A 23,933-nucleotide genomic window follows, 5' to 3' on the forward strand; every position below is an offset into this window, starting at 1 on the left:
CATTTAAACAAACGCAGCAGGTTAGTTGAAGAAGAGAATCGGAGTTTTTATATCGCATTTAACATAAAATACGTCATGAACAATCTCTATCTCCACTCATAATTTAAATGAGTGGAGATAGAGATTGTCTAATAATTAGTATGAATTACAAGGTTAGTCATTCGGATTTATTATAGCTAACATCTGATGATCTTCCCAAGACCCATTAATTTTAACGTTTTTCTTAGCTATTCCTTCTTTATGGAAACCAGCTTTTTCTAATACTCGAATGGAACCTATGTTATCTGGCATCACTCCAGCTTCAATTCGATGTAAGTTTAGAATTTCGAAAGCATAATTAACAACTAAATTGGCAGCTTCGGTAGTATAACCTTTGCCATTATGTTCTTGGTCTAAGGAATAGCCCAAAAGCGCACTTTCACGAGGTCCACGGAGAACTTGAAATAAACCGATAGTACCTATAAGAATATCATCGTTAATTTTAAAAATTCCGAACCGATATTCAGTTTCTTTTTTTGTATTTTGTTCCCATTTTTCGATTAATTCTTTGTGAGTTTCTAAAGTCCAGTAATTTTCTGGATGAGTTATAGAATAGTTTTCAAAAAAAGCTCGATTTCTCTTTTCTAAACTTAGTAATTCGACAGCATCTGAGAGGATAAGCGGTCGTATGTATACATTAAAATTTTTGGACATCTAATCTTCCTTTCTATATGTATGGAACCTATAAAATTATATCATGCAGGAGGGAAGATTGAGATTTCAGTTAGAAGATTGTACACAGTACGATCATAATGTGTAATAAAATAAAAGGTGCTGATTCAACTTTGCGTGTTTTAATAAAGATTATTGAGCTGAATAGGAAGCTTGTTTTTCTTTTTAATGTCCTGCTAATGAGTTGAATAAATAGGAGTTTTTTAGAAGAGTGTCGAACTAGTTAGTATATATGGAATTCCGAATGTAGGAAAAATCGGAATGGGGGTGAGATTATTAGCAAAGACATAATGAAGAACATCGTCTTTTTATTCCTATTTGCAGTACTGTTGGTTTTACTTCAAACAGGGAATTACACGTTATTGATCGTTTGGGCAACCATTGTACTCTTTATATATTTTATAGTGGAAAAGTCGGGCAAGCTGTTTATTGTGACGACAATACTTTTCGGATTTGGTTTTATCATCTATTTATTCGCCAAGGATTTTGCGGTGCCAGGCGTTGAAACATCGGAAATGGATATCTTCCTCAATCGGCTTTCCTTGGTTTTTATCCTAATTCCATTATTCACTTATTCCTTATACATAAAGGTTCCATTTATAAACTATCTAAAGAGGCCAGATTGGAACGGAATTATTATATTCCCATTCATCTGGACCGGATTCCATCATGTTCAGATAAAAGTTTTCCTTCCAATTGCCTTCCTGATTAACATTGCTGTCATGTTGCCGTTCATTATCATGAATGGATGGAATTTTATCATGGAAGTTTTTTGGGTTGCCATTATTTTCTCATTCTCCAATGCAATCCTTGAAGAATTGGTATGGCGTGGGGTACTGCTGAGCAGGTTTACAGAGCAGTTAGGTGAGAAATGGGCTGTTATAATCACCAGTTTGGGATTTGGATTGCAGCATTACTCACTTGGTTTTCCATGGCCTATCTGCATCGGCTTTGCATTTGGTGGATTCTTTTATGCTGTTGTAACTATCAAATCAAATAGCATCATTCCGGCCATCATCTGGCATATCCTTCTAAATTTCCTTATGGTATTCAGTGGCGTGATTGGAAATTAACGACGAATTGTTTTAGGAGGCTATATTAATATTTAGGAGTTGAATAAATTATGAAGCAAAACAAATATGATGATGTGAATTTCTTTTCTGCATATGAAAAAATGCCACGTTCAGTCAAAGGACTTGAAGGTGCGGGAGAATGGCACGTATTAAAAGAACTCTTACCAGAACTCCGAAATAAAAGTGTACTTGATTTGGGATGCGGTTTCGGTTGGCATTGCCGTTATGCTCGTGAACAGCAAGCAAGGTCTGTTATTGGAGTAGATATATCTGAAAAAATGCTTCAAAAAGCTCGTGAAATGACGAATGATTCTTTAATTACATATATTAAAATGTCGATTGAAGACATTAATTTTTCAAACTCTCAATTTGATGTTGTCATCAGTTCATTGGCTTTTCACTATATTAAGTCCTTTGAAGCAATCTGTAAGAAGGTCTATGATTGCCTTAAGCCTGGAGGTACTTTTGTTTTTTCAGTTGAACATCCAATTTTCACTTCCCGGAACGAACAAGATTGGTATTATGATGAAAAAGGGAATCGTCTGCATTGGGCAGTTGACAATTACCAATCGGAAGGATTGCGTGAAACAACGTTCCTAACTGAAAATGTTATAAAATATCATCATACATTTTCTACTTATATCAATGACTTAATTAATGCTGGTTTTATTGTAAGGATAGTCAAGGAACCAATTCCCTCTGAAGAAATGTTAAAGAGTATTCCTGAAATGAAAGATGAACTCCGTAGACCTATGTTCTTAATAATCTCAGCAGAAAAGTAAATGTTTATTATACGTCCCTTCGACATGTAGGGTCGTTTTTCTTATTCGACTAACGGGGAAGTTTAGTTGAATAAGAGTAGGAGAGTTTTTATGCCGTATTTGATACAAACAACGAAACAATAAAAGAGAATTGAACTCTTATGTTTGCTTCATCGAATCACAATTTTTTATCTAGGTAAAGTAGATACTTTAAATTTAATTAACTAAATTTTCGTTTATAGTATTGAAAATATTCATATCCGAAACAGCCTAGTGCAATCGCTAACAATATTGTTGGGAAAAAGAAAAAGCCTGAATTGTATTTAACTGAGTAATCAGCTTTTAGACCGTACAAATAGATATATAAAATAAAAGATATTGATAAGGATAAAGTTCCGCTTAAAATATTCATAAATTTCCTCCTTTACTTTTATCGGAATTTTCATGCAATTACAATTATACACAATTTGATTGTATTTTCAGTTGAAATTATTCAAATAGGAGTAAGGCACTCTACGAACATAATTTGTAATAGAAGAGAAGGTGCTTGTTTAACTAACGGGTGCTTTAGTTAAAGAAAAAAGTCCAAAACTGATATACCTCTTACTTAAGATGGGTGGGAAAAGCTTGTTCGATAAATATAAAAAGTTATTTAAACATGATGAACAAAATAATATTGATGATAGGTATGTTTTAATACCAGTAAGTACGATAAACGAAGAGTTAACAAAGAATATAGTTGAATTAGAGAAGTTAGGAGAAGAACTGACTATGGTTCTTCAAAGAAAATACGCAAAAGTATTCGAAAACCAAGGTAAAACGAATCTTAGTATATGGATAAGTAGGGATATTGATGGGGATGAAATTGAAGATTCAACTTCTGAGAAATGTCTTGTAAAAGAATACCGTTCTCAAATAGCAATCGATTACGATGGGCAAAAGTTAAATGAAGACATTTATGCAGAGACCATAGGCTTATGGTATTACTTCGGAGGTTATTTAAAAGGTTCTGGTACTTTATATGACTTATCGAAAAATAACTTAGAGGAAGATATTGAAAAAGCTTTAGTAATGTTACTAAGTTAATTAGTTTGGAATTTCCTTGTTCAAAAACCCTTATACGACAAGGGTCTTGGCCGTTTTTTATTTTCTCGTTTACTTAAACAAAATTGTTCGGTATGTAGGGTCATTCTAAGAAGTCCCCATACTAGTAAAGGAGACAAAATAGGATGGATAACAGTATCGAGTTTGCTGAGTTTGAGTGGGTTAAAAAAATGATTATGATTAATTTTAAGAACTTGAAAATTAATCATATAATGCAACTTGGCGAGGGATGGATGAATCGTGCCTATCTGGTCAATCATGAGATAGTATTTCGATTTCCAAAGGAAAAAGACGGAGCTATTGATACAGAAAAAGAAATAAAGGCGTTACCAAGCATAAAAAAACATATTTCTCTAAAAATACCGGAATTTATTTATTGTGGGAAACAAGATAATGGTTATCCCTTTGTCGGTTACAGATTATTGCCAGGAGAGCCTATGGATGAAAAATTATTTTGCTCATTACCATCAGAAACAAAGAGTAAAATCGCCCATCAAATCGCCGAGTTTATGAATCAGATCAGTTCATTCTGTGTTGAACAGGCGAAGAATTTAAATATACCTGAAACGAATTTCTATCAATATTACTTAGAGACTTTCAACGAGGTGAAGGAAAAAGCCTTTCCTAAAATCAATCAAGATATGCAAACATATATTGCTTTTCGATTCGAAAAATACCTGGAAGATAAAAACCATTTCAGATATTCACCTAAGCTTCTTCATGCTGATTTATCGATGGACCATTTATTATTTGATCTAAAGAGGCAAGAAATAACTGGAATTATCGATTTTGGTGACATGAAGATTGGTGACCCTGATTATGAATATTTATATTTGTTGGAAGAGTGTGGAGAAACATTTACTAAAAAAGTGATGGAATTGAGAGAGGAAGAAAACGCTCAACATAAGTTCGAAAAACTCTCTTTTTTCCTGATAGCTGATAACATGACACTATTATTAGCAGGACTAAAAAGAAATGATAGAGAGATGTTTGAAGAAGCAGTAGAGCTCATTCAGTGTGAAATGAATACAAACCACAAAGGATGACCGTAAATACTCTACAAACTTTTAGAACAGAGAAAGGGAAAAATGTTTTTCCTTTTATAAAGAGAGCCAAGATTATTCCAATATCGTTGCATTAGAGGGATTTTCCGAAAGAGAAGTAGAAACCATTTTTCATCTTTTTCAAAAGTAAGAAAAAATATAGAAAAAGACTGAGGATTTGTAAAAAAGGGACACAAGAAAAATTATTGATTATCTATAGGAGCAACTTTTTTAAGTAAATTGTTATGGGAAAAAATAAAAAAGTCCTAGTTACAGGAACGCTGAAATTAGACGTCTTTCAATTGGAACACCCCTCAATCGTAGACTCAACTAACGATTGAGGGGTGTTTTTATGCCCACGCCTCTTTTAAAAGCTTCACGCCTTCTTGAATTTCATCACAGGTAAGATTACTGAATCCAAGTTTAATAATTGTTTCTGCAGGATGGTTATTTATGAAATAGATGGAGGTAGGATACACTTTAACCCCATAAATGGAAGCACGCTCGATTAACCATTCTTCTGAACGATTTAGATGTACCTTAACTAAAACGTACAAACCAGACTGTTCCCCAATAATGGATATACTTTGTTTGAAGTGTTTTTTTAATTCTGAAACTAAGCACTGCATTTTTCGCTTATACACAAGCCGCATTCGTTTAATATGGCGATTCCATTCTCCCTCTTCCATAAATTTAGCCATTGTAAGCTGGCTTAGGAGTGAAGTAGTACTCTCAAAATGAAGAAATTGATTTTTATAACGATTTAATACTAACTGGGGTAATACCATATAACTTATGCGGATTCCTGGAAGAAAGGACTTTGAGAAATTCCCTAGGTAAATGACTCTCGTTGAATCAATGGATGCAAGTGCTGGAAATGGTTGTTGAGTATAGCGAAATTCACTATCATAATCGTCTTCGATAATAAATCCATTTTTGTTATTAGCCCAATGAATAAGCATTTGTCTTTGCTGGATAGACATACTTACACCTAGTGGACTTTGATGGGAGGGGGTTACATAGATTAACCTTGACCTCAATTTTTCTAATTTTGAAAAATTAGCCCCTGTCTCATAAACTGGTAAAGTCTCAATCGTGAAACGATGAAATCGAAAAGCTTCCATCGCTCCATCATAACCTGGATCCTCTATAATAATGCCAGCAATATCATCCTTCAAGATTTGTCCAAGATGAATTAACATTTGTTGGGTACTACTTCCGATTATAATCGCATTTGGATCTGTTTTCACTCCACGAGATTGGAATAAATAAGCGGCGATTTGCTCACGCAAGCATACTTCACCAAAGGGTTCCCCGTATAGAAAACTCTCCCGTAATGTTAAAACTTGATTCGATATTCTTCTCCAAATTTTCAGGGGAAAATTGGTTTGATCCACGGCCCCTGCTCTGAAATCAATTTCGACACGCGTTACCGCCTCTTTATGCTTTTTATCAGGTGGGATGAAGGTATCTTGAAATAAAACCGGCTCTAATTCATTTACAAAATACCCTTTTCTCCCTTCTCCGCGGATATAGCCTTCCGCTACAAGCTGCTCATATGCCATCAATGTCGTATTGCGACTGACTTGAAGGGACTCTGCAAGTTGTCGAATGGATGGCAATGGGTCATTAGGATGTATGTCGCCACGCTCAATAAAAGACTTAAACTGCTCGTATATTTGCTTGTATTTGGGGGATTCATCATTCAAAACAAAAATAGTATTTTTCATTTACAACCACCTTGACATGTTTATTTGTTTGTAATTGTACCTTTTTAGATGTCAGTTTGTATAGTAGGATACTTATATCGAAAATTTATAAAACCAATAAAGGAGTTGTTCAAACATGTTTATTCCTAAATATTTTAAAGTCACGGACATGGATGAAGTCAAAGAGTTTATTCAAGCAAACTCTTTTGGAACCATCGTCACAACAAAACAAGGGAAACCAATTGCCACTCATATACCTTTGGAGTTTAGAAAAAAAGGCGATGAATTTTATATCACTGGACATATGGCCTATGGGAATCCTCAATGGAGAACATTCGAGACGTGTGAGAACGCACTTGTTATGTACCAAGGACCGGATGCGTATATTTCTTCTTCATGGTATGGTCATGAAAATGTCCCGACATGGAATTATCAAGCCGTCCATGTATACGGCAAACCGGTTATTTTAGAGCAAGAAGAGTTAAAGCAAGACCTGGTTATGTTACTAGAAAAATATGAAAAACATCGGAAAAATCCAATTTTATGGGATAAGCTTTCGCCTCAGCTATTGGAAAGGGAACTTAAAGGTATTGTGGGATTTAAGATTAAAGTACAAGAAGTTCAAGCCGCTTATAAATTAAGCCAGAATCGAAATGAGGAGGATTACCGCAACATCATTGGTCAACTACAGAAGGAGGAAGTTCTGAATTCTCATCAATTGGCAGAAGCGATGAAAAAAATAAAAAATAAGGGGAAATGAGAAAAAAACATTATGTATATACCTAAACATTTTCAACTCGTGTGCAAAAGTAAAACAAGGAGATGCATCTTATGGATTTTTCAACTATTTGGCTATTTGTAATTGCTGCTGCTACAGTGTTAATAATACCCGGACCAGCTGTGTTATATATTATGGCAAGAAGTATAGAACAAGGAAAGAAAGCAGGTCTGGTATCAGTTCTTGGTGTATCTCTTGGTGGTTCGGTTCACGTTTTAGCTGGAGCAATTGGAGTTTCTGCGATCCTTATGACATCAGAAACAGCCTTTAGTATAGTGAAATACTTGGGTGCTGCTTATCTTATCTATCTGGGGTGTAAGACTTTATTTTCTAGACCTGATAAAACGACTTCAGAAATTCCAAAAGCCCCTAGCCAAAAATTATTAAAGATTTTTTACCAATCTGCGCTCGTAGAGATAATGAACCCTAAGACAGCACTCTATTTTTTAGCATTCTTTCCGCAATTCATATCACCTTCGGCTGGATCAGTCCCATTACAATTTTTGCTTTTAGGAACTATATTTCTTATCTTGGCTTTTATTTGTGATGGTCTGTATGCAGTTCTTGCAGCAAGTATTAGAAAGCGGATTTTAGGTAGTAAAGTGAGTTCAAAGTTACAGAGTCGGATAACTAGTTATCTGTATATTGTTCTAGGAGTAATCTGCGCCTTTGCGAGCCCCTCCAAAATATAAGAGTGTTATGATTAAATGTATCAAATTGTGACACAATAAATAGCGATTATACCAAGAAAATGAGTAAAATAAAATGGAGTGATATTTTTATGCCTAAATTTATCATTGAAGAAGGTTTTTGGTCGTTATTCCCTCATGCAAAAATAGGAACCGTTATTTGCCAGGAGATTGATAATTCAATAAGGGATGTAGAAATTTACGAAATGCTGCTGCTGGAGGCAGAGAAAGAAGCACATAAATTTCTTAGTCAGGAGGAATTCAGTAGTAATCCAGTCATATCCGTTTGGCGAGAAGCTTTTCAGAAATTTAAGACAAAGAAAGGGGCAAGGTGTTCCATTGAAGCCTTATTAAAAAGAGTGAAGAATGACAATCATATCGGAACAATAAACCCGCTTGTTGACATCTATAACTCAATTTCATTGTGTTATGGGTTTCCATGTGGTGGAGAAGATATCGATACTTTTGTAGGCGATATTAGGCTAACACAGGCAAATGGTAATGAACCGTTTATCCCATTGGGAAATGATGAAAATACTTCTCCATATGAAGGTGAAATTATTTATAAAGATGATGAAGGTGCAATATGCAGATGCTGGAATTGGCGTGAAGCTCAGAGAACGATGTTAACAGAAAATACTAAAAATGCATTCCTCTGTATTGAATCAATAGATGAAACAAGAAACAATGAGTTTCATATGGCGCTTAACGGTTTGGCTGATTTGGTGTCACATTATCTTGGTGGTAACGTGAAGATTGAAGTATTAGATATTAATAATAGGGGAATTACAGTTTGTGAAGATTTTCATTTAAACTAACGGGTGCTTTAGTTAAAGAAGGAACAACAAATTAATCAAGCTTTTTTATGAAACTGAATACTAAATCACAACGAAAGAATCCATCTTGAACAATCTATTTTCAAAATGGATTCTTATATTTTATCGTTATATAAGGGTTAAAGAGGAAGTATAGTGTTTAGTTATTTTCAACATATGTCTTTAAATCTCTTCTATTATAAATACTCTCCAAACAACTACGGTTTCCAACTATGGTAGTAAGACTACCAATAAGTCAATAAGTATAATCATAATCTTCATCTGAACTACGGACGTAAAAGAGTGACCCGAAAGCCTTGCTTCCAAGTCACTCTTTCTGTCACTCATCAAGTTCTGAAACAGTTACAAATGTATACCCTTCACTGGTCAAAAATGCAAGCACATTTTCTAACCCTTGCGCAGTAGATAAATGAATATCGTGCATTAAAACGGTGCTTCCGTCATGAACACTACTTTTTACAGATGCTAATAATTGAGAAGCATCACGGTGTTTCCAATCAAGCGTATCAACATCCCATAAAATAACTGGTAAGCTCAAAATGTTCAACATATCTTCATTAAACGCACCGTAGGGTGGACGAAAAACAGTAGGTACTTGGCCAGTGGCTTGTTCGATGATGTTATTTGTTCTTGAAACTTCCTCCGTGATTGCATCCGATTCCATATTCGTTAAATTTGCATGAGTCCAAGTGTGGTTGCCTAGCTCATGGCCAGCTTCCAACACATCGTTCGCGATTTCTGGATAGAATTCTACTCTGCTCCCGAGCATAAAGAATGTTGCTTTAGCATCGTACTTTGCTAATGTTGCGAGAATTTTGGGAGTGACTTTTGGGTCTGGCCCATCATCAAAAGTTAGGGCTACTTGCTTCGTTTTAGCATTTCCAATTTGTACGTCAACTTGAGTTTCAGTCTCGCTGCTATTGTTATCTTCTTCAATATCCTCAGAACCTTCTTCAACAGGCGGTTTCGGTAATAATTCAACTGAGTTATCGGGTTTATAAGGTGCAACTAGTTGTTCAGTTAGCTCTGCAAGTGGGACAGCAATAATCGGTGCACCTGCTGCACCACTAGCTATTTCATACTCATCAAAATACAAAACAAGTGTATCTTCTATTAACGCAAACTTCTCAAAGTTACTCCACTTCGGTTCGGTAGCTAGCATCATTTCTTCTTCTAGCACTCTATCTTTCAAGCTTGGGTCATTCTTAATGCTATCTCGTACTAATGATGAAAGTTTTGCAAGTTTAGATTCGTCATGTCCAAATAAATCATCAACCTTTATAATTTCTTCAGACTCTGTGTTTAAATGAATCGTTTTAAAATTTGTATAACCATTCGCACCCCCTAAATACGTTCCTGTAATCATTACAAACGAATAAGACCCTGATGTATGTGGAAATGTTTCAAACGCGATGTTCAATTCTCCGGGAGTCTTACTACCGATCCGTTTATTTTCTTGCATGGCGATTAAATAAGTATCAAGTTGTTCATCTATGTATTTTTTAATCTGTACATTAAATGATTCTACTTTGCTTTGTGGATATTGTATTGAGTAAGGAGAATATTCGTCATTTGATACCTCCGTTTTAATAAGTATTCCAGGAAAAGCCGATTCTTCTTTTGTTATTTCAGGGGCATTTCTGTTGTTGGTGGTTTGTTTTGCATTGCTCTTTGTTGAGTAACTGAGGAAGATGAGGCTTATACTCAGAAGAGCAATTATACCGATACAGGCAACATCAATCCAAGGTCCCCGTTGTTTGTTACGGGATTTGGTCATAAGCTGGGATTCTCCTTTCTTTCATTATCTGTAATTCTGTTATAGTGGTATCTCGTTTTTACGTTTCGCGAATACGTATCATACTATTAGACGCTTGGATTGATAAAAAAGTTTGCTATAAAAATAACTTCTAGAAAATTAATGTTCAGTTTTCATATTTATTTCATCTCAAGAACGTAGTCTATCAGAATTTTTACTGATAACTAAACTTTCGTAGAGTGAAAGTAGACTGTAAATCTTTTAATAATATTTGCTTTGATTAGTCCTTGACGAGGAGTTTAGCATTCCATTTCTGCTCTTTCATATAGGTCATTCCACATAATACTCCTTTCATATCCGGAACTAATTAACAGAAATTAATTCAAACTAATTGTTGTCTAATACAGCTTAAAAACAAAAAGTGTATTGAAGAAAGTGTCTTTTCCCCGTTACTAAAGAGGGGATACCTCTGGCAAAACGAAACATTTTTATGCTTTCTACAACTTCTTCTTTTATTGGAACAAAGCGACGTTTATTTCTCTTCCCAATAATATTCAGGGTATACCAACCTAAAATAGTGTCTTGCTGTTAGTCCGGTACCTTTAACTTACAAAATTCTTTATTTCGAATGCCTGTAGTGGTTAATACATGAATGACGGGGAACATGATAGGGTTGTTCATTTTACGGAATGTATCTAACCGATAGACGACTTCTTTTGGTTCTAAATCTCTGTTTAAGCGTTCACCTTTACGAACACTTGCTATTAGAAAAACATAGTCATCACTATGTATCGGTTCTTTATTTATTCTTCACCATACTAATTTTTAATAAATATATGAAACTTTCTAACTATTTTGCAATATAATCAAACCGTTTACAGCTTCCCTTCGTTTCCTTTGATAGTACCGTTAAAAAAATATGTATGAAATGGAGGGAGAATCATGAAGAAGACCGTGTTTCTATCAGCTTTACTGCTCTTTGTCATTACGGCTACCGGATTATCTACCTATGCAAAAATGGACCGAAAGACGGCGTCCCAGTCGACACCAAATTCCAGCCAAAGTGATTATGTCATCCGGGTGTACGGACCAGGCGGACCACTTGGACCGATCAAGGAAGCTGCTGAACATTTTTCAGCTGGAACGGGAATCAAGGTAGAAGTAACAGCCGGACCAGAGGGCAATTGGATCAGCCAGGCAAAGCAAGATGCAGATATTATTTTCGGTGGCTCCGAGTATATGCTGCAGGACTTCATCTTTACCCACCCCGAAATGATCGACACTAAATCACGTACGGAACTTTACCCGCGTGCTGCAGGAATATTGGTGAGGAAAGGAAATCCTAAGAAGATTGAAAGCCTGGAGGATTTAACGAAAAATGGAGTAAAAATACTCGATGTGAATGGGGCTGGCCAGCTTGGCCTGTGGGAAGACTTGGCAGGCAGAAAAGGGCTGATCGAAGGCATTTCCCAAAATATTAACCTTTCTGTAAAGTCGAGTGCCGAAGCCATTGAACGATGGAAATCGAATTCCAGCCTAGACGCCTGGATTACCTATGAATCGTGGCATTATCGGCTTAAGGATGTGACCGACTTGGTCGAACTGCCCGAAGAAGATAAACTCTATCGTGGAACGCCGATCGCCCTGACGAAAATCACCGATCAGAAAAAAGAGGCACAGCAATTTATTGATTATTTAAGAACGGAAGAATCACATCAAATCTTTCAAAAATGGGGCTGGAAGTAAGAGCGAGCATTAAATCTTAAAAACTGGGAGGAACATACATGAAAAAAGTAATTTTTACGCTCACGATACTTTCGATTATTTTTGTTTTGGCTGCCTGCGGAAAAAGCACTGAGGAAAAAACAGAGACGGATCAACCCGATCAAGCCCAAACGGAACAATCGGAGCAAGTCCCGGCTGACAGCCTTCAGCTTTTGGAGAATGAGAAAGCTGGAGAGTACCTGGCGGATCCACAGGGAAGGGCCCTGTATTACTTTAAAAAGGACGAAGTAGGAAAAAGCAATTGTAGCGGAGACTGCCTGGCAAACTGGCCGGCATTTACCCAGGAGGATTTCGCCGTCCCGGAAGGTTTTGACAAAAAGGATTTCGATACGATCAGAAGAGAAGACACAGGGGTGAAGCAGGTCACGTACAAAGGCTTTCCTCTCTATTATTTTGCAAAAGACCAGCAAAAAGGGGATGTAAACGGACAAGGAGTAAAAGATGTATGGTTTATCGTAAACAGCGAAACAGAATTTAAATAAGCTTGCCCAGGGAACGATCAGTCGCGGTCGTTCCCATCCTTAATTTTAATATAGTATAATGGCAATATATTTTTATCCATTAGCAGGGAGTGTCACATGAAAGAAAATTACGATGCGGAATTAATGAGATTGGTAAAAGAAAAACATGGTCACGCATTAGAGGAGCTTTATGATAGATACATAAAACTTGTTTACGGCTTCGTTATGAAGTTTTGTAATGGGAATGAGGATAAGACGAAAGAGATTATTCAGTTAGTCTTTTTGAGGTTATGGACAACAAACAGCCATTACGATCCCGCTCAAGGCAGCTTTGTAAATTGGCTCCTCACGATTACTCGCAATATTTGCATTGACTACCACCGTAAAGAGAAGAGGTATACGCAGCACTATCAAGAGGAACATGAAGAGATCGCCGACCTTGCCAATGCAAATGAGCGACGAGTAAATACAAATGAAATTGAGATGGCGAAAAACAAATTGCCGACGGCACAAAGAAAATTAATCGATTTGCTTTATTGGAAAGGGTATTCTCTTTCAGAGATCGCCAAACTCGAACAAGAGCCGCTCGGCACGATTAAAAGCAGGCTGCACCAAGCTCTTAAAGGATTGAGGAAGCATCTGAAATTGGAGGATATAAAATGAGAAGGGATTGCGACCATTTAATTCCATATATAGCAAATGAGCTCAAGGAGAGCGAATGCATGGCCTTTGTTGAACATTTAAAGAATTGTACGGAATGTAAGAAAGAATATCAGGAATTGTCCCAAGCCTGGAATGCTTTGCCATTTGATTATACAGAAATTGAGGTGCCTGAATCGTTAAAAGGCGAGGTGCTGGGGTTTATTTTTGATCACAAAACGAAAAGCGGTATGGAAACATCCAAGGCTAAGATGAGCAAGCTTACCATAATGCTCAAAAGCCATTTCACTCCAGTTTCAACCAGTATCGTGGCCGTCTTGTTGCTCGTCATTATTGGCCTTGGAATAGCGAATATACAGGAAAAAAATCGCCATGCTGAAAATATACCCATTGAGATTTTAACGTCCATTCCCTTAAAAGCAACCAATCAAAGCCACCCGGGAACAAACGGCATCGCATATATTGTCCAGCATGGATCAGAGAAAAATTTGGTGATACAAGTTAACGAATTACCCGGCGTCGAAGGTTCACAGGTTTACCAGGTTTGGCTGCTGAAAAACGGCATGAGGGAAAATAGTGGCATATTCAAGCCGGACGAAAACGGATCCGGAATACTGACCTACCAGCTCGCAAAAGGGCAGACTTTTGATCAAATCGGCATCACCGTCGAACCGGACGCCAACAGCAAGCAGCCAAGGGGAGAAAAAATAGCCGGCTCATAGAATCAAACATTTTTATAAGTCGACATTTAAAGTGGTCAAAAAGAGGATAACGTACATTAATAAGTCTATTGATTTTGGTGGACTACTAATATTGACTCCTCTAACCATTTTTATTCTCTGTGGTGAAGCGCTGATTTTGCGCTTCATGGATGGCTAACGGATGCAATAGTTGAAGAAGGAACAATAAAGTAATCAAGCTTTTTTATGAAAATGAATACTAAATCAGAACGTAAGAATCCATTTTGAACAATCTGTTGTAAAATGGATTCTTATATTTTATGGTTAAATAAGGGGTAAATAGGAACTTTTAAATTTAGTTATTTTCAACATATGTTTTTAAATCTCTTCAATTATATATAATCTCCAAACAACTTCGGTTTCCAACGATGAATAGCATGATTTTCTCTTGCGAATACATTCTCTTAATAGAATTCCGTAGTTTCTGTCCCAAAGATCTCATAATGTCATAGTAACGCAAATAACCTGAATTATATGGAAGGCCCGAAATCCTTGAAGCATAAGGATTTCGGGCCTTTTGGCTCACCTATTCAAGTTATAGAAAGAAGGATTAACGCAAAAGCGACTGAGATTTGTCAAACAAGAAGGAATAAATGAAATTAAAGTTGTTTTATAACGAGTTGAAGATGAATAAGGGGGTTATAAATAAACTTATGAAACAAATATGAGTGTTGACTCTGGAAGGGATTAACTCTCTTATTGTAGAACTTATTAATGGGGAAATAGTTAGTGAAGAAGCAAGTGTGGTATTTCATATTGGGGCTAATCGTAATAATCTTAAGCATACCTTTAGGATATTACTCAATTAATGTAGTGTATTCTAATGAAAACTTAACTGGAGAATATGTTCCTATATTAAATGGGTTCATACCTTCATTTATGTTAATTAGTACTTTAATATTTAGCGTTGGATTATTAAATATCTTGAGAGATAAATATTAGTTTGTGAAGAGTTGTACTTATACTAACGCGGCAGGTTAGTTGAACAAGGATAGTTAAATAAATTATCTTTATTGATATAATCACTACATTAAGAGTGGTAGGATATAGAAAAAATGAATGGGGAATTATAATATGGAAAATTTTAGCGGTGTTGAACTGAAGCATTTTTCAAGTGAGCATATGATAGTATTGAACTCTTTTGTACTTACAGAAGAACAAAAACAATTTTCTGCATTACCAAACAAATTTGGGGAAGTTACAGAAGGACAGTATCGTATTGTTATTTTAAGTGATAAAACACCTGTTGGTTTCTTTCTTCTAAATTCAAATGAACGAGTTAAGAAATACTCCACTAATCTGAACGCTTTGTTATTAACTGCACTATCAATTAATAATACAGAGCAAAGAAAAGGCTACGCTAAACAAGGGATGTCATTACTGATTGAGTTTGTTAAATCTGAATTCCCTGAATGTGATGAAATTGTATTAGTAGTAGATATAGATAATATTCCAGCTCAAAAACTATATTTAAAAGTAGGATTTGAAGATACAAATGAGAGACAAATAGGACGTATCGGCGAAGAAATTATCATGAGACTATCAATAAAATAATGTATAAGACCATAACTAAAAATAACTGCATTTGAACCAAATTTATCCATTATACATATAGAAAAACGGTTAGCTAATTACCATAAATTTTAAATAAAGATTGATTAAAATGGATTCATTCGTTGTGATTTAGTCTGCATTATATGAGAATTAAAAGGTCATTAAATACTAGGTAATACTTTCCTTTTAGAAACGTGTTCGCCAACTTAATTAATTGTGCATCCATCGTCCCCAAATAGTACAATTCTTTAAGGAAAAGATAAATGTTCTAATTCAACTAACGGGTGCGTTGATCCAAAAAGGATTAATGCACTATTTTTTGAAGTTCTTTTTGAGCTAACGCAGCAGTTTAGTTGAAGAATCTTTATTAGCTCATATTCAACAATCGGACCATTTTCTTGAATAAGAGAAGGGATTATTCGTAAGTAAATCGAAGTTAATCAGAAGATGTTATTTAGTTTAGCATCCGGACGTATATACAACATTAAGGAGGAAATCGATTATGAGCAATACACAGACATTAAGAGGACTCACCACAGTCAGTTTTTGGACGGATGATCTAGTAGCGGCAAAGAGGTGGTACGCTGAGCTATTGAGCATCGAACCATACTTCGAACGTCCAGGATATGCCGAGTTTCGCCTCGGCGACTACCAGCATGAGCTGGGCTTAATCGATAGCCGCTACGCGCCCGAGAGTTCAGCGACCGGACCGGCAGGTGCTGTAGTGTACTGGCACGTCGACGATGTAACAGCAATTTTCAAGAAGCTGCTGTCTATGGGAGCGAAAGAGTACGAGGCACCCAAAGAGCGCGGCGAGGGGTTCATCACTGCTTCCGTGGTCGATCCCTTTGGAAACATCCTAGGCATTATGTATAATCAGCACTATTTGGAGGTTCTGGGTTCGACCAGAAAAGGATGACCCTCAATGTCAGTTTTCAAAGTTCACCGCGGCTTGGCAAGTTGTACTGTGGTGAGTACCAATTATCTGTGCAGCGGCAGCTGTTTCGATTTATGTTATGCTTACCCCAACGGTATTCAACTACTATTCTGGAGAAAAAAAGCACAAGAAATATGAAAAGTTGAAAAGGCTTAAGAGATAATATTAGTAAAAGACGGGTGCTTTAGTTAAACAAGACCATCAGTTTGATGGTCTATTTCTTTATCCAAAACATCAAGTAGATCTAAGAAATCCATTGTGAAATGTTACACTTAAACTAACGCAGCAGGTTAGTTCAAGAAGGAAAACAATTAAGTTGTGGAGAATACATAATAAAATAAACTAAAAAAGGAAAGATTTATGAGAATACTTATATTAGGAGCAACTGGCTTTTTGGGCTCGAATTTATTCCAACTGGCTACAGAGAACAAAAATCTAACAGTGTTTGGCACCTCACGTTTTCAACATGAGAACTCTAATATTATGCAAGTAGATGTTACAAACAAACAATCAATAAGAAGTGCCATTAGAAAAATAAATCCAGAAGTAGTTATATGGTCACTTATGAGTTCTGAAGAAGAAACCAAATTAATTAATTTAGGGCTCGAAAATTTATTATCAGAAATAGAGAGTGCAACAAAACTTATATTTCTATCAACGGATGCGGTTTTTGTTGAAGGAATTGGTGGTTACAAAGAAACGGACCGAATTGGTACCTTGCCTAAAGAAGCAGCCCTAGCTGATTATGTGAACGGTAAATATACTGGAGAAAACCTAATTCTCAATAAACATCCAAATCACGTGATTCTTCGTACTGGCCCACTATATGGTAATAATGGGGATCAAGGTATTGAAAAACGAACCATACAAATAATCGAGAAAATAAAAGAGAATCAGTCATTTGATGCATGGACAAATGTGTATAAAACTTTTGTAAATGTTAATGATTTATCAAGTATGATTATTGAATTGACTAATATAAAATTTAAAGGAATTTTGCATGCTGGACCCATACATAAAGAAAGCTACTATACGTTTTATAAAAAGAGATTGGAACAACTTGGATGGAATAATAGTCTTCTCCGCCCAACTATAAAATCTAAAGAAGATGCCCCTTATCTATCTCTTGATACGTCTCTAAATACACAAAAAGCTCACCAATTGCTTAAAACCAATTTTCGCACAGTTTGACTAATTATTGATTTTTCTGAGATTGAAAGAACAAGGTGATTGTTATTCAACTAACATCGTGCTTTAGTAGAACAAGGCTAGTCAGGACATAGCTCTTATTGTTAATGTGGAGGGGTGAAACAAATGGATAACGGGTTTATTAAAATTAGAAAAGCAATTTTAAGCGATGCGGAAGGAATAGCTAAAGTACATGTCACCAGTTGGAAAACAACATATGCTAACATAGTTTCTGATGAATATTTAAGTAGTCTTTCGTATGAAAGCCGTGAAAAAATGTGGACCAACGCAATTCCGAATGGAGGTGTTTATGTAGCAGAAAGCCATCAGGGAATAATAGTAGGTTTTTCTAAAGGCGGTAAAGAAAGAAGCAGTAAATATAATGGGTACGATGGAGAGATATACGCTATCTATATCTTAAAAGAGTATCAAGGTAAAGGTATTGGAATAGCCCTTGTTAAACCAGTCATAGATGAAATTAAAGGAATGGGATTAAACTCTATGCTTGTTCTTGTCTTAAAAGATAATATTTCTCGTCTGTTTTATGAATCACTTGGAGGTAGAAAAATAGATACTGTTGAAGTGGAGATTGGAGGAAAGAAATTTTCCGAACTTGTATATGGTTGGGAAGATATTAGGAATATATTTTAATTATTCTTCTTCAACTAACGGGTGCTTTAGTTTAACAAGCTAAGCCAAAAATCTTTGGTTCAGATTCGGTACATAATATGTATATCCTTTTTCATCTAACGAATCAGGTTAGTAGAAGAAGGATTTTTTACTTACAATTTGAATATATATTGGTAAAGACTATTGATGGAGGGCTCTTTATGGCATTAGTTTCAATTTATACTATTGGTAGGCTTTACCACCCTTATGATCACCCTGCCTCTCGTGAATTTTTTCAAGTTGGAAATGAAGTATATCGTCAGGCAAATAGATCAGGACTAATAGAGGCTTTTTCACCTGAGGGAGTCACTATCTCTGAAGAAACCATAAAGGGTAATGGATATCCCATTCTTACACTAACAGTATGGAGAGACCTTCAATCCTTATATCGCTTTTCCTATTCAGGCAAGCATTTGCAAGCAGTACGAGATAGAAACAGATGGATTGAGACATATCCAGAAAAACATCTTTCATATGTAGTTTGGTGGACAGAAAAGGTAACGGATGTCTCTTGGGAGGAAGCATTCAAGAGATACAACTATTATATTCAGCATGGTTCCACACCTTTTGCATTTGATTTTAAGCATACATTTGATGAAAAAGGGGAGACGTTCTTGATTAGAACCACTTAAAGTAACGGTGTCCTTTAGTTTAACAAACTACGTTAACAATCTTTGTTTCACATCTGGAACATAATGCGTATTATCCTTGTTCAACTAACGAAGCAGGTTAGTTCAACAAGGTTTTTCATTTAAGTGGTAAAATATGTTTATAAGAAGGAGCTTTTTATAAAATGATATTAGCAATTTTTATAATACTAGCACTTGCAATTGTTTGTTTATCTTTATACCTAACTACAAGGAATAAGAAAAATAGAATAATAACTGGAATTGTCTTGACATTATCGGTTTTAACGTATCCGTTATCTTTACCTTTGTTACATGAAACTAAAGTGCTTCAAGGATTAGAAGGAACAGCAACTTTAATGCTTTTTTATTTTATAATATTGTTAGGTGGAATTATCACAATCATTGCAGGTCTTTTCACAAAAATGAAATTAAGTGAAAGTAATAAATAAAACTCTTAGTAAACTGAACTGCCCCGTAAATGTTAGACACTAAACTAACATTTGCGGGGTGTTTTTTATGGCTAGATTTACAGCCGAAGAAAAAATCAAAATGGTATTGCGTTATTTAGGAGGCAATGAAAGTTATCAGGAAATAGGAAGGGACTTAAAAGTCAGTAAAGTTGTGATGCGAGGATGGGTAAGACTTTATGAACATCAAGGTGCAGAGGCATTCTGTCAACCCTATACAACTTATACGCAACAGTTTAAACTAGATGTACTGAGTTATATGAACGAAATGGGTACATCCTCTCTTGAGACGGCCGCAATTTTTAATATTTCGTCAGCTGGTCTGATTAGAAAGTGGCGAAGAGCGTTTGAAATTGGTGGAATCGATGCCCTAAAACCAAAGAAAAAGGGGCGTCCATCCATGAAAAAGGAAACCAAATCGAATGACAAAAAAACATCTCCAGTTGAAGGATCTATGGAAGCTCTACGAGCTGAAAATGAACGTTTGCGTATGGAGAATGCCTACTTAAAAAAGTTGAACGCTTTAGTTCAGGAAAAGGAAAAATTACAAACAAAATCAAAGCGCAAGTAATTTTTGAACTAAAGGCTGAATTTGATGTCGTGGAATTAGTTAAAGTCGCAGACATTCCACGTAGTACTTATTATTACTGGGAAAAACGATTACAGCGTGAAGATAAATACGCGAAGGAAAAAGAAGCGATTGAAGCCATTTATCATGAACATAAAGGACGTTATGGCTATCGTCGCATCGCCAAAGAATTAAAGAAAATAAACATTTTTCATGATCCAAAGACGATCAACCGATTGATGAACGAAATGGGTTTAAAATGCGAAGTAAGGATAAAGAAGTATCGTTCTTATCGTGGAAAAGTCGGTAAAATCGCACCGAATTTACTAAACCGTGATTTCCATGCAGGAAAGATAAATGAAAAATGGGTAACGGACGTAACGGAGTTTCATTTATTTGGTGAGAAACGTTATTTATCACCTGTTTTAGATTTATGTAATGGCGAAATCATTGCTTACAAGATAATGAACCGTCCAGTTTATCAACTTGTGGGTGATATGTTAGAAGAGGCGATCGGAAATTTAAATCCAGGAAATGAAGTCATTCTACATTCCGATCAAGGCTGGCATTATCAAATGAAGAAGTATCAGAAGACATTAGAGAAACACAATATAAAGCAAAGTATGTCCCGTAAGGGTAATTGTTTAGATAACGCAGTTATTGAGAACTTCTTTGGCTTATTAAAGTCTGAGCTTCTTTATCTACAAGAGTTTGAGAGTATGGAACATTTTGAACGTGAACTACATGAATATATCGAGTATTACAACCATAAACGAATGAAGGCAAAATTAAAAGACCTAAGTCCAGTAGAATACCGAACTCAGGTCTTAGAAGCTGCTTAAACTATTTGTCTAACTTTATTGGGTCAGATCAAACTAACGGGTGCTTTAGTTAAACAAGACCATCATTTCGATGGTCTATTTTTATACCCAGAACATCAAGTATATTTCGGCAATCCGGTGTGAAATGTTACACTTAAAATAACGCAGCAGGTTAGTTAAATACATTAGAACTTTACGCTGATGACTAAGGTCTGACATATGAAGAAAGTCTGGCAGAAAAACAATATAAAGGAGGGAATACTATGTCCAATAACGGAAACCAAAGAAGAATAATTTTAGATTTAGCGGTTACTTTAGATGGATTTATTGAAGGGAAAAATGGGGAAGTTGACTGGTGCATCATGGACTCTGATATGGGGTTCATTAATTTCTTAAATCAGATTGATACTATTTTATATGGAAGAAAAAGCTATGATTTATGGGGACAATACACTCCAGAGAATGAGGTTTCTAATACTGAAAAAGAAATTTGGAAATCAGTTCATAGTAAAGGGAAATATGTATTTTCTAGAACGCAAAAAAAGACTGATAATAAAGCAATATTTATAAATGATAATATTTTTGAAGAGGTAAATAAATTAAAGAATGGGCCAGGGAAAGACATCTGGCTGTATGGAGGAGCGAGTCTTATTACGACTTTTATAAATTTAGGGCTTATTGATGAATTTAGATTATCCGTTCATCCCGTAATTTTGGGAGAAGGAAACCCCTTATTCATTGACATAAAACAGAGGTTGAATCTAATACTGGTAAATACAAAAACGTTTTCCTCTGGAGTTGTTCAACTCTGCTATCATCGTAATGAGAAGTAATTATAAGCATATTATGCATAATTCAAGGAACCATTCTTGCACAGTTAACGGGTGCTTTAGTTAAATAAGACCATCATTTCGATGGTCTTTTTTTATACTCAGAACATCAAGTAGATGTAGTCAATCCAGTGTGAAATGTTACACTTAAACTAACGCAGCAGTTTAGTTGAATTAGGATTAATTAAAAGAGATATTAAAATGAGATACAAACTTTAGAGTCCACTCAAGAAGAAGGATACTTTACGTAAGAAGTATCATCGTATCTTAAAAAAGTTGTAAATAGGAAGTATATAAATTAGGAAGCAGTAAAATAAAAATACTCCCTGTATTTCATATCTACACTTGTAAAAGCAGGTGATTCTGTTAATTGTTTGTAGTGATTTCAATCTTTTTTATATGAATATCTTCCGTTCCGGCATCTAATGCAGTCCTGTAATATAAGCATTTATGCTCGATGACTTCCATTGTTTTTTTTAGTTCTTCCATTTGTGCTTCTACAATCGCTTTTCGTTCTAAAAACATGTTAGATCTTTGTTGCAATGTAGAATCCCCATCAGAACACCAATCAATGAATTGTTTAATTTCCTTAATAGGCATTCCTGTGGCTTTTAAACATTCAATTATTTTTAAGGCGTCAATATCGGATTCTTTAAAAACTCTAATTCCGCTAGGTGTACGTTCTACAAAAGGCATAAGTCCCTCTTTGTCGTAGTAACGCAAGGTATATACTGTAAGATTCAGTTCGTTTGCAACTTCACTAATAGAATAGGTCTTCATCATTAATCTCCTTTTTATAGATAGACTTCGAGTTAACTATAGGTTATGTGGGCATCTTATCATGGTATATGCGGGATGTCAAAGACACCATATAGGGAAGTAGAAAATTATATTAATCACTTGACCTAGAGTTAACTATAGGAATTAACATAGTGTTGCAAGGGAAATTGGGCTGGGAAAAATGAATGAATAGAACATTATTATTCATTATGTATTAATAACCAGTACAAGCACATTCTCTTGGTTAATATAAAATTCGTAGGAGGTTTTACTTATGATAACTGCTAAAGCGCGAGCTGTTGACGGTCCGGACAAACCCTTTAGAGCGGCTGAAATTCAACGACGTGATCTTGATTTGCATGATGTTCTGATCGAAATTAGATATGCAGGCATATGCCATTCCGACATCCATACTGCTCATGGTGAATGGGGCCCAGTAAACTATCCACTCGTACCTGTACATGAGATTGCCGGAATCGTCACAGATATTGGTGCAGAGGTCACAAAGTACAAGGTTGGTGACCGGGTAGGGGTCGGATGTATGGTTGACTCCTGTGGTAAATGTGAGAACTGCAAAAAAGGAGAAGAACAATACTGTCTCAAAGGAAATATCCAAACATACGCGGGTGTTGATAAATACGGTGAACCTACTCAAGGGGGATATTCTACACACATTGTTGTACAGGAAGATTTTGTGCTCAGAATTCCTGATAGTATTAAACTAGACGCTGCAGCTCCATTACTTTGTGCAGGTATTACGACATATTCACCGCTAAATCACTGGGGGGCTGGTCCAGGTAAAAAAGTAGCGGTTGTTGGTTTGGGCGGTCTTGGCCATATGGCTGTTCAAATTGCACATGCTATGGGTGCAGAGGTCACTGTGCTTTCTCAGACAATGAAGAAAAAAGACGATGGTCTGAAATTAGGTGCTGACAGTTACTATGCAACAAGTGAGCCAGAAACATTCGAGAAACTTTCTGGAACCTTTGACTTAATTATTAATACTGTTAGTGCAAAGATTAACTTGGATGCTTATTTAGGACTGCTAAATCTTGATGGCACGTTAGTAAACGTGGGTGCTCCTGCTGAACCGTTGTCACTAAGCGTCATTAACTTAATCGGTCATCGTCGTTCCTTTGCTGGTTCGATGATCGGAGGAATCCGCGAGACTCAGGAAATGTTAGACTTCTGTGCAAAGCATAACATTATTCCTCAAATTGAGGTTATTTTGGCCGATCAAATCGACGACGCATACGAACGCGTATTAGCTTCCGATGTGAAGTATCGATTCGTTATTGACATTAGCACAATGTAATTTGCGTAAATTAATAATTTTTCTTTATACACGAGGATGTTCTAAAAGCATAATTTTGGGACATCCTTT

The 23,933-nt window shown here is 35.9% G+C and carries 26 protein-coding genes and 1 pseudogene; 22 read left to right on the top strand and 5 right to left on the bottom strand.

Annotated features, from left to right (window positions below; translation table 11 throughout):
* Positions 1-153: 153 nt before the first annotated feature.
* On the bottom strand, positions 154-693 hold the full coding sequence (locus AM499_RS05815; protein WP_053589307.1) for a GNAT family N-acetyltransferase: 540 nt from the start codon (positions 691-693) through the stop codon (positions 154-156).
* 308 nt (positions 694-1,001) lie between these two features.
* Here AM499_RS05815 and AM499_RS05820 point away from each other — a divergent pair, with 308 nt between their 5' ends.
* Both AM499_RS05820 and AM499_RS05825 read left to right on the top strand, forming a co-directional pair.
* Positions 1,002-1,784 (top strand): CPBP family intramembrane glutamic endopeptidase, encoded by a 783-nt coding sequence (locus AM499_RS05820; protein WP_053589308.1) that lies wholly within the window; start codon positions 1,002-1,004, stop codon positions 1,782-1,784.
* Between the two features lie 50 nt (positions 1,785-1,834).
* On the top strand, positions 1,835-2,566 hold the full coding sequence (locus AM499_RS05825; protein ID WP_053589309.1) for a class I SAM-dependent methyltransferase: 732 nt from the start codon (positions 1,835-1,837) through the stop codon (positions 2,564-2,566).
* Positions 2,567-2,765: 199 nt separating this feature from the next.
* Here the strand turns inward: AM499_RS05825 and AM499_RS05830 are convergent, their stop codons facing one another.
* Positions 2,766-2,957, bottom strand: coding sequence for a hypothetical protein (locus AM499_RS05830; protein WP_053589310.1), 192 nt, complete (start codon positions 2,955-2,957; stop codon positions 2,766-2,768).
* Positions 2,958-3,172: 215 nt separating this feature from the next.
* On the opposite strand from AM499_RS05830, the gene AM499_RS05835 reads away from it, so the two are divergent.
* From AM499_RS05835 to AM499_RS21615, 3 genes and pseudogenes are all read left to right on the top strand, one after another.
* Entirely contained in the window at positions 3,173-3,631 is a 459-nt protein-coding gene (locus AM499_RS05835; protein WP_053589311.1) for a hypothetical protein, read from the top strand.
* Between the two features lie 143 nt (positions 3,632-3,774).
* Entirely contained in the window at positions 3,775-4,695 is a 921-nt protein-coding gene (locus AM499_RS05840) for a phosphotransferase family protein (RefSeq protein ID WP_053589312.1), read from the top strand.
* A gap of 20 nt (positions 4,696-4,715) precedes the next feature.
* Positions 4,716-4,866: pseudogene (locus AM499_RS21615) on the top strand (MarR family transcriptional regulator); the annotation flags it as partial.
* A 176-nt stretch (positions 4,867-5,042) separates the two neighbouring features.
* Here the strand turns inward: AM499_RS21615 and pdxR are convergent.
* Positions 5,043-6,422 carry a MocR-like pyridoxine biosynthesis transcription factor PdxR gene (gene pdxR / locus AM499_RS05845; protein WP_053589313.1) on the bottom strand — a complete coding sequence of 460 codons (1,380 nt, stop codon included), beginning with the start codon at positions 6,420-6,422 and terminating at the stop codon, positions 5,043-5,045.
* A gap of 115 nt (positions 6,423-6,537) precedes the next feature.
* Between pdxR and AM499_RS05850 the strand changes: the two genes are divergently transcribed.
* The 3 genes from AM499_RS05850 to AM499_RS05860 all read left to right on the top strand — a co-directional run bounded on the left by AM499_RS05850 (position 6,538) and on the right by AM499_RS05860 (position 8,686).
* Positions 6,538-7,161 carry an FMN-binding negative transcriptional regulator gene (locus tag AM499_RS05850; RefSeq protein WP_053589314.1) on the top strand — a complete coding sequence of 208 codons (624 nt, stop codon included), beginning with the start codon at positions 6,538-6,540 and terminating at the stop codon, positions 7,159-7,161.
* Positions 7,162-7,232: 71 nt separating this feature from the next.
* Positions 7,233-7,871: a LysE family translocator gene (locus AM499_RS05855; RefSeq protein ID WP_053589315.1), complete on the top strand. Its 639-nt coding sequence runs from the start codon at positions 7,233-7,235 to the stop codon at positions 7,869-7,871.
* Between the two features lie 89 nt (positions 7,872-7,960).
* Positions 7,961-8,686 (top strand): B3/B4 domain-containing protein, encoded by a 726-nt coding sequence (locus tag AM499_RS05860; protein WP_053589316.1) that lies wholly within the window; start codon positions 7,961-7,963, stop codon positions 8,684-8,686.
* A 337-nt stretch (positions 8,687-9,023) separates the two neighbouring features.
* Here AM499_RS05860 and AM499_RS05865 read toward each other — a convergent pair whose 3' ends face one another.
* Positions 9,024-10,481: a polysaccharide deacetylase family protein gene (locus AM499_RS05865; protein ID WP_053589317.1), complete on the bottom strand. Its 1,458-nt coding sequence runs from the start codon at positions 10,479-10,481 to the stop codon at positions 9,024-9,026.
* 921 nt (positions 10,482-11,402) lie between these two features.
* Here AM499_RS05865 and AM499_RS05870 point away from each other — a divergent pair.
* The 13 genes from AM499_RS05870 to AM499_RS05930 all read left to right on the top strand — a co-directional run bounded on the left by AM499_RS05870 (position 11,403) and on the right by AM499_RS05930 (position 21,772).
* The gene (locus tag AM499_RS05870) at positions 11,403-12,206 is read left to right on the top strand and encodes an extracellular solute-binding protein (RefSeq protein WP_053589318.1); all 804 of its coding nucleotides are present in this window, start codon (positions 11,403-11,405) and stop codon (positions 12,204-12,206) included.
* Positions 12,207-12,244: 38 nt separating this feature from the next.
* A complete protein-coding gene (locus tag AM499_RS05875; protein WP_053589319.1) occupies positions 12,245-12,727 on the top strand; it encodes a hypothetical protein in 483 nt (160 codons plus the stop codon).
* A gap of 96 nt (positions 12,728-12,823) precedes the next feature.
* Positions 12,824-13,369 (top strand): RNA polymerase sigma factor, encoded by a 546-nt coding sequence (locus AM499_RS05880; protein WP_053589320.1) that lies wholly within the window; start codon positions 12,824-12,826, stop codon positions 13,367-13,369.
* The gene (locus AM499_RS05885) at positions 13,366-14,088 is read left to right on the top strand and encodes an anti-sigma factor (protein WP_053589321.1); all 723 of its coding nucleotides are present in this window, start codon (positions 13,366-13,368) and stop codon (positions 14,086-14,088) included. Before AM499_RS05880 ends, AM499_RS05885 begins: the two co-directional genes overlap by 4 nt.
* Before the next feature lie 747 nt (positions 14,089-14,835).
* On the top strand, positions 14,836-15,048 hold the full coding sequence (locus AM499_RS21250; protein WP_082355181.1) for a glycosyl transferase: 213 nt from the start codon (positions 14,836-14,838) through the stop codon (positions 15,046-15,048).
* Between the two features lie 132 nt (positions 15,049-15,180).
* Complete coding sequence (locus AM499_RS05890) at positions 15,181-15,660, top strand: GNAT family N-acetyltransferase (protein ID WP_053589322.1); 480 nt, start codon at positions 15,181-15,183, stop codon at positions 15,658-15,660.
* A 502-nt stretch (positions 15,661-16,162) separates the two neighbouring features.
* Positions 16,163-16,579, top strand: coding sequence for a VOC family protein (locus AM499_RS05895; protein ID WP_053589323.1), 417 nt, complete (start codon positions 16,163-16,165; stop codon positions 16,577-16,579).
* A 378-nt stretch (positions 16,580-16,957) separates the two neighbouring features.
* Positions 16,958-17,788 carry a sugar nucleotide-binding protein gene (locus AM499_RS05900; RefSeq protein WP_053589324.1) on the top strand — a complete coding sequence of 277 codons (831 nt, stop codon included), beginning with the start codon at positions 16,958-16,960 and terminating at the stop codon, positions 17,786-17,788.
* A gap of 123 nt (positions 17,789-17,911) precedes the next feature.
* Entirely contained in the window at positions 17,912-18,436 is a 525-nt protein-coding gene (locus tag AM499_RS05905; protein ID WP_053589325.1) for a GNAT family N-acetyltransferase, read from the top strand.
* Positions 18,437-18,615: 179 nt separating this feature from the next.
* Complete coding sequence (locus tag AM499_RS05910; RefSeq protein WP_053589326.1) at positions 18,616-19,086, top strand: DUF3291 domain-containing protein; 471 nt, start codon at positions 18,616-18,618, stop codon at positions 19,084-19,086.
* 161 nt (positions 19,087-19,247) lie between these two features.
* Positions 19,248-19,532 (top strand): hypothetical protein, encoded by a 285-nt coding sequence (locus AM499_RS05915; RefSeq protein ID WP_053589327.1) that lies wholly within the window; start codon positions 19,248-19,250, stop codon positions 19,530-19,532.
* Between the two features lie 67 nt (positions 19,533-19,599).
* A protein-coding gene (locus AM499_RS21255; RefSeq protein WP_156316762.1) for an IS3 family transposase occupies positions 19,600-20,960 on the top strand; the annotation gives its coding sequence in 2 pieces (ribosomal slippage) (positions 19,600-20,056 and positions 20,056-20,960; 1,362 coding nt in all).
* A gap of 242 nt (positions 20,961-21,202) precedes the next feature.
* A complete protein-coding gene (locus tag AM499_RS05930) occupies positions 21,203-21,772 on the top strand; it encodes a dihydrofolate reductase family protein (RefSeq protein ID WP_053589329.1) in 570 nt (189 codons plus the stop codon).
* 363 nt (positions 21,773-22,135) lie between these two features.
* On the opposite strand, the gene AM499_RS05935 is transcribed toward AM499_RS05930, so the two are convergent.
* Complete coding sequence (locus tag AM499_RS05935) at positions 22,136-22,549, bottom strand: MerR family transcriptional regulator (RefSeq protein ID WP_053589330.1); 414 nt, start codon at positions 22,547-22,549, stop codon at positions 22,136-22,138.
* A gap of 274 nt (positions 22,550-22,823) precedes the next feature.
* On the opposite strand from AM499_RS05935, the gene AM499_RS05940 reads away from it, so the two are divergent.
* Positions 22,824-23,864 carry an NAD(P)-dependent alcohol dehydrogenase gene (locus tag AM499_RS05940; RefSeq protein ID WP_053589331.1) on the top strand — a complete coding sequence of 347 codons (1,041 nt, stop codon included), beginning with the start codon at positions 22,824-22,826 and terminating at the stop codon, positions 23,862-23,864.
* Positions 23,865-23,933 lie beyond the last annotated feature (69 nt).

The sequence above is a fragment of the Bacillus sp. FJAT-22090 genome, from assembly GCF_001278755.1.
Lineage (GTDB): Bacteria > Bacillota > Bacilli > Bacillales_A > Planococcaceae > Psychrobacillus.

Coding starts and splice junctions, on each gene's coding strand:
- AM499_RS05815 (WP_053589307.1), bottom strand. CDS start 693: ATGTCCAAAAATTTTAATGTATACATACGACCGCTTATCCTCTCAGAT.
- AM499_RS05820 (WP_053589308.1), top strand. CDS start 1,002: ATGAAGAACATCGTCTTTTTATTCCTATTTGCAGTACTGTTGGTTTTA.
- AM499_RS05825 (WP_053589309.1), top strand. CDS start 1,835: ATGAAGCAAAACAAATATGATGATGTGAATTTCTTTTCTGCATATGAA.
- AM499_RS05830 (WP_053589310.1), bottom strand. CDS start 2,957: ATGAATATTTTAAGCGGAACTTTATCCTTATCAATATCTTTTATTTTA.
- AM499_RS05840 (WP_053589312.1), top strand. CDS start 3,775: ATGGATAACAGTATCGAGTTTGCTGAGTTTGAGTGGGTTAAAAAAATG.
- pdxR (WP_053589313.1), bottom strand. CDS start 6,422: ATGAAAAATACTATTTTTGTTTTGAATGATGAATCCCCCAAATACAAG.
- AM499_RS05850 (WP_053589314.1), top strand. CDS start 6,538: ATGTTTATTCCTAAATATTTTAAAGTCACGGACATGGATGAAGTCAAA.
- AM499_RS05855 (WP_053589315.1), top strand. CDS start 7,233: ATGGATTTTTCAACTATTTGGCTATTTGTAATTGCTGCTGCTACAGTG.
- AM499_RS05860 (WP_053589316.1), top strand. CDS start 7,961: ATGCCTAAATTTATCATTGAAGAAGGTTTTTGGTCGTTATTCCCTCAT.
- AM499_RS05865 (WP_053589317.1), bottom strand. CDS start 10,481: ATGACCAAATCCCGTAACAAACAACGGGGACCTTGGATTGATGTTGCC.
- AM499_RS05870 (WP_053589318.1), top strand. CDS start 11,403: ATGAAGAAGACCGTGTTTCTATCAGCTTTACTGCTCTTTGTCATTACG.
- AM499_RS05875 (WP_053589319.1), top strand. CDS start 12,245: ATGAAAAAAGTAATTTTTACGCTCACGATACTTTCGATTATTTTTGTT.
- AM499_RS05880 (WP_053589320.1), top strand. CDS start 12,824: ATGAAAGAAAATTACGATGCGGAATTAATGAGATTGGTAAAAGAAAAA.
- AM499_RS05885 (WP_053589321.1), top strand. CDS start 13,366: ATGAGAAGGGATTGCGACCATTTAATTCCATATATAGCAAATGAGCTC.
- AM499_RS05890 (WP_053589322.1), top strand. CDS start 15,181: ATGGAAAATTTTAGCGGTGTTGAACTGAAGCATTTTTCAAGTGAGCAT.
- AM499_RS05895 (WP_053589323.1), top strand. CDS start 16,163: ATGAGCAATACACAGACATTAAGAGGACTCACCACAGTCAGTTTTTGG.
- AM499_RS05900 (WP_053589324.1), top strand. CDS start 16,958: ATGAGAATACTTATATTAGGAGCAACTGGCTTTTTGGGCTCGAATTTA.
- AM499_RS05905 (WP_053589325.1), top strand. CDS start 17,912: ATGGATAACGGGTTTATTAAAATTAGAAAAGCAATTTTAAGCGATGCG.
- AM499_RS05910 (WP_053589326.1), top strand. CDS start 18,616: ATGGCATTAGTTTCAATTTATACTATTGGTAGGCTTTACCACCCTTAT.
- AM499_RS05915 (WP_053589327.1), top strand. CDS start 19,248: ATGATATTAGCAATTTTTATAATACTAGCACTTGCAATTGTTTGTTTA.
- AM499_RS05930 (WP_053589329.1), top strand. CDS start 21,203: ATGTCCAATAACGGAAACCAAAGAAGAATAATTTTAGATTTAGCGGTT.
- AM499_RS05935 (WP_053589330.1), bottom strand. CDS start 22,549: ATGAAGACCTATTCTATTAGTGAAGTTGCAAACGAACTGAATCTTACA.
- AM499_RS05940 (WP_053589331.1), top strand. CDS start 22,824: ATGATAACTGCTAAAGCGCGAGCTGTTGACGGTCCGGACAAACCCTTT.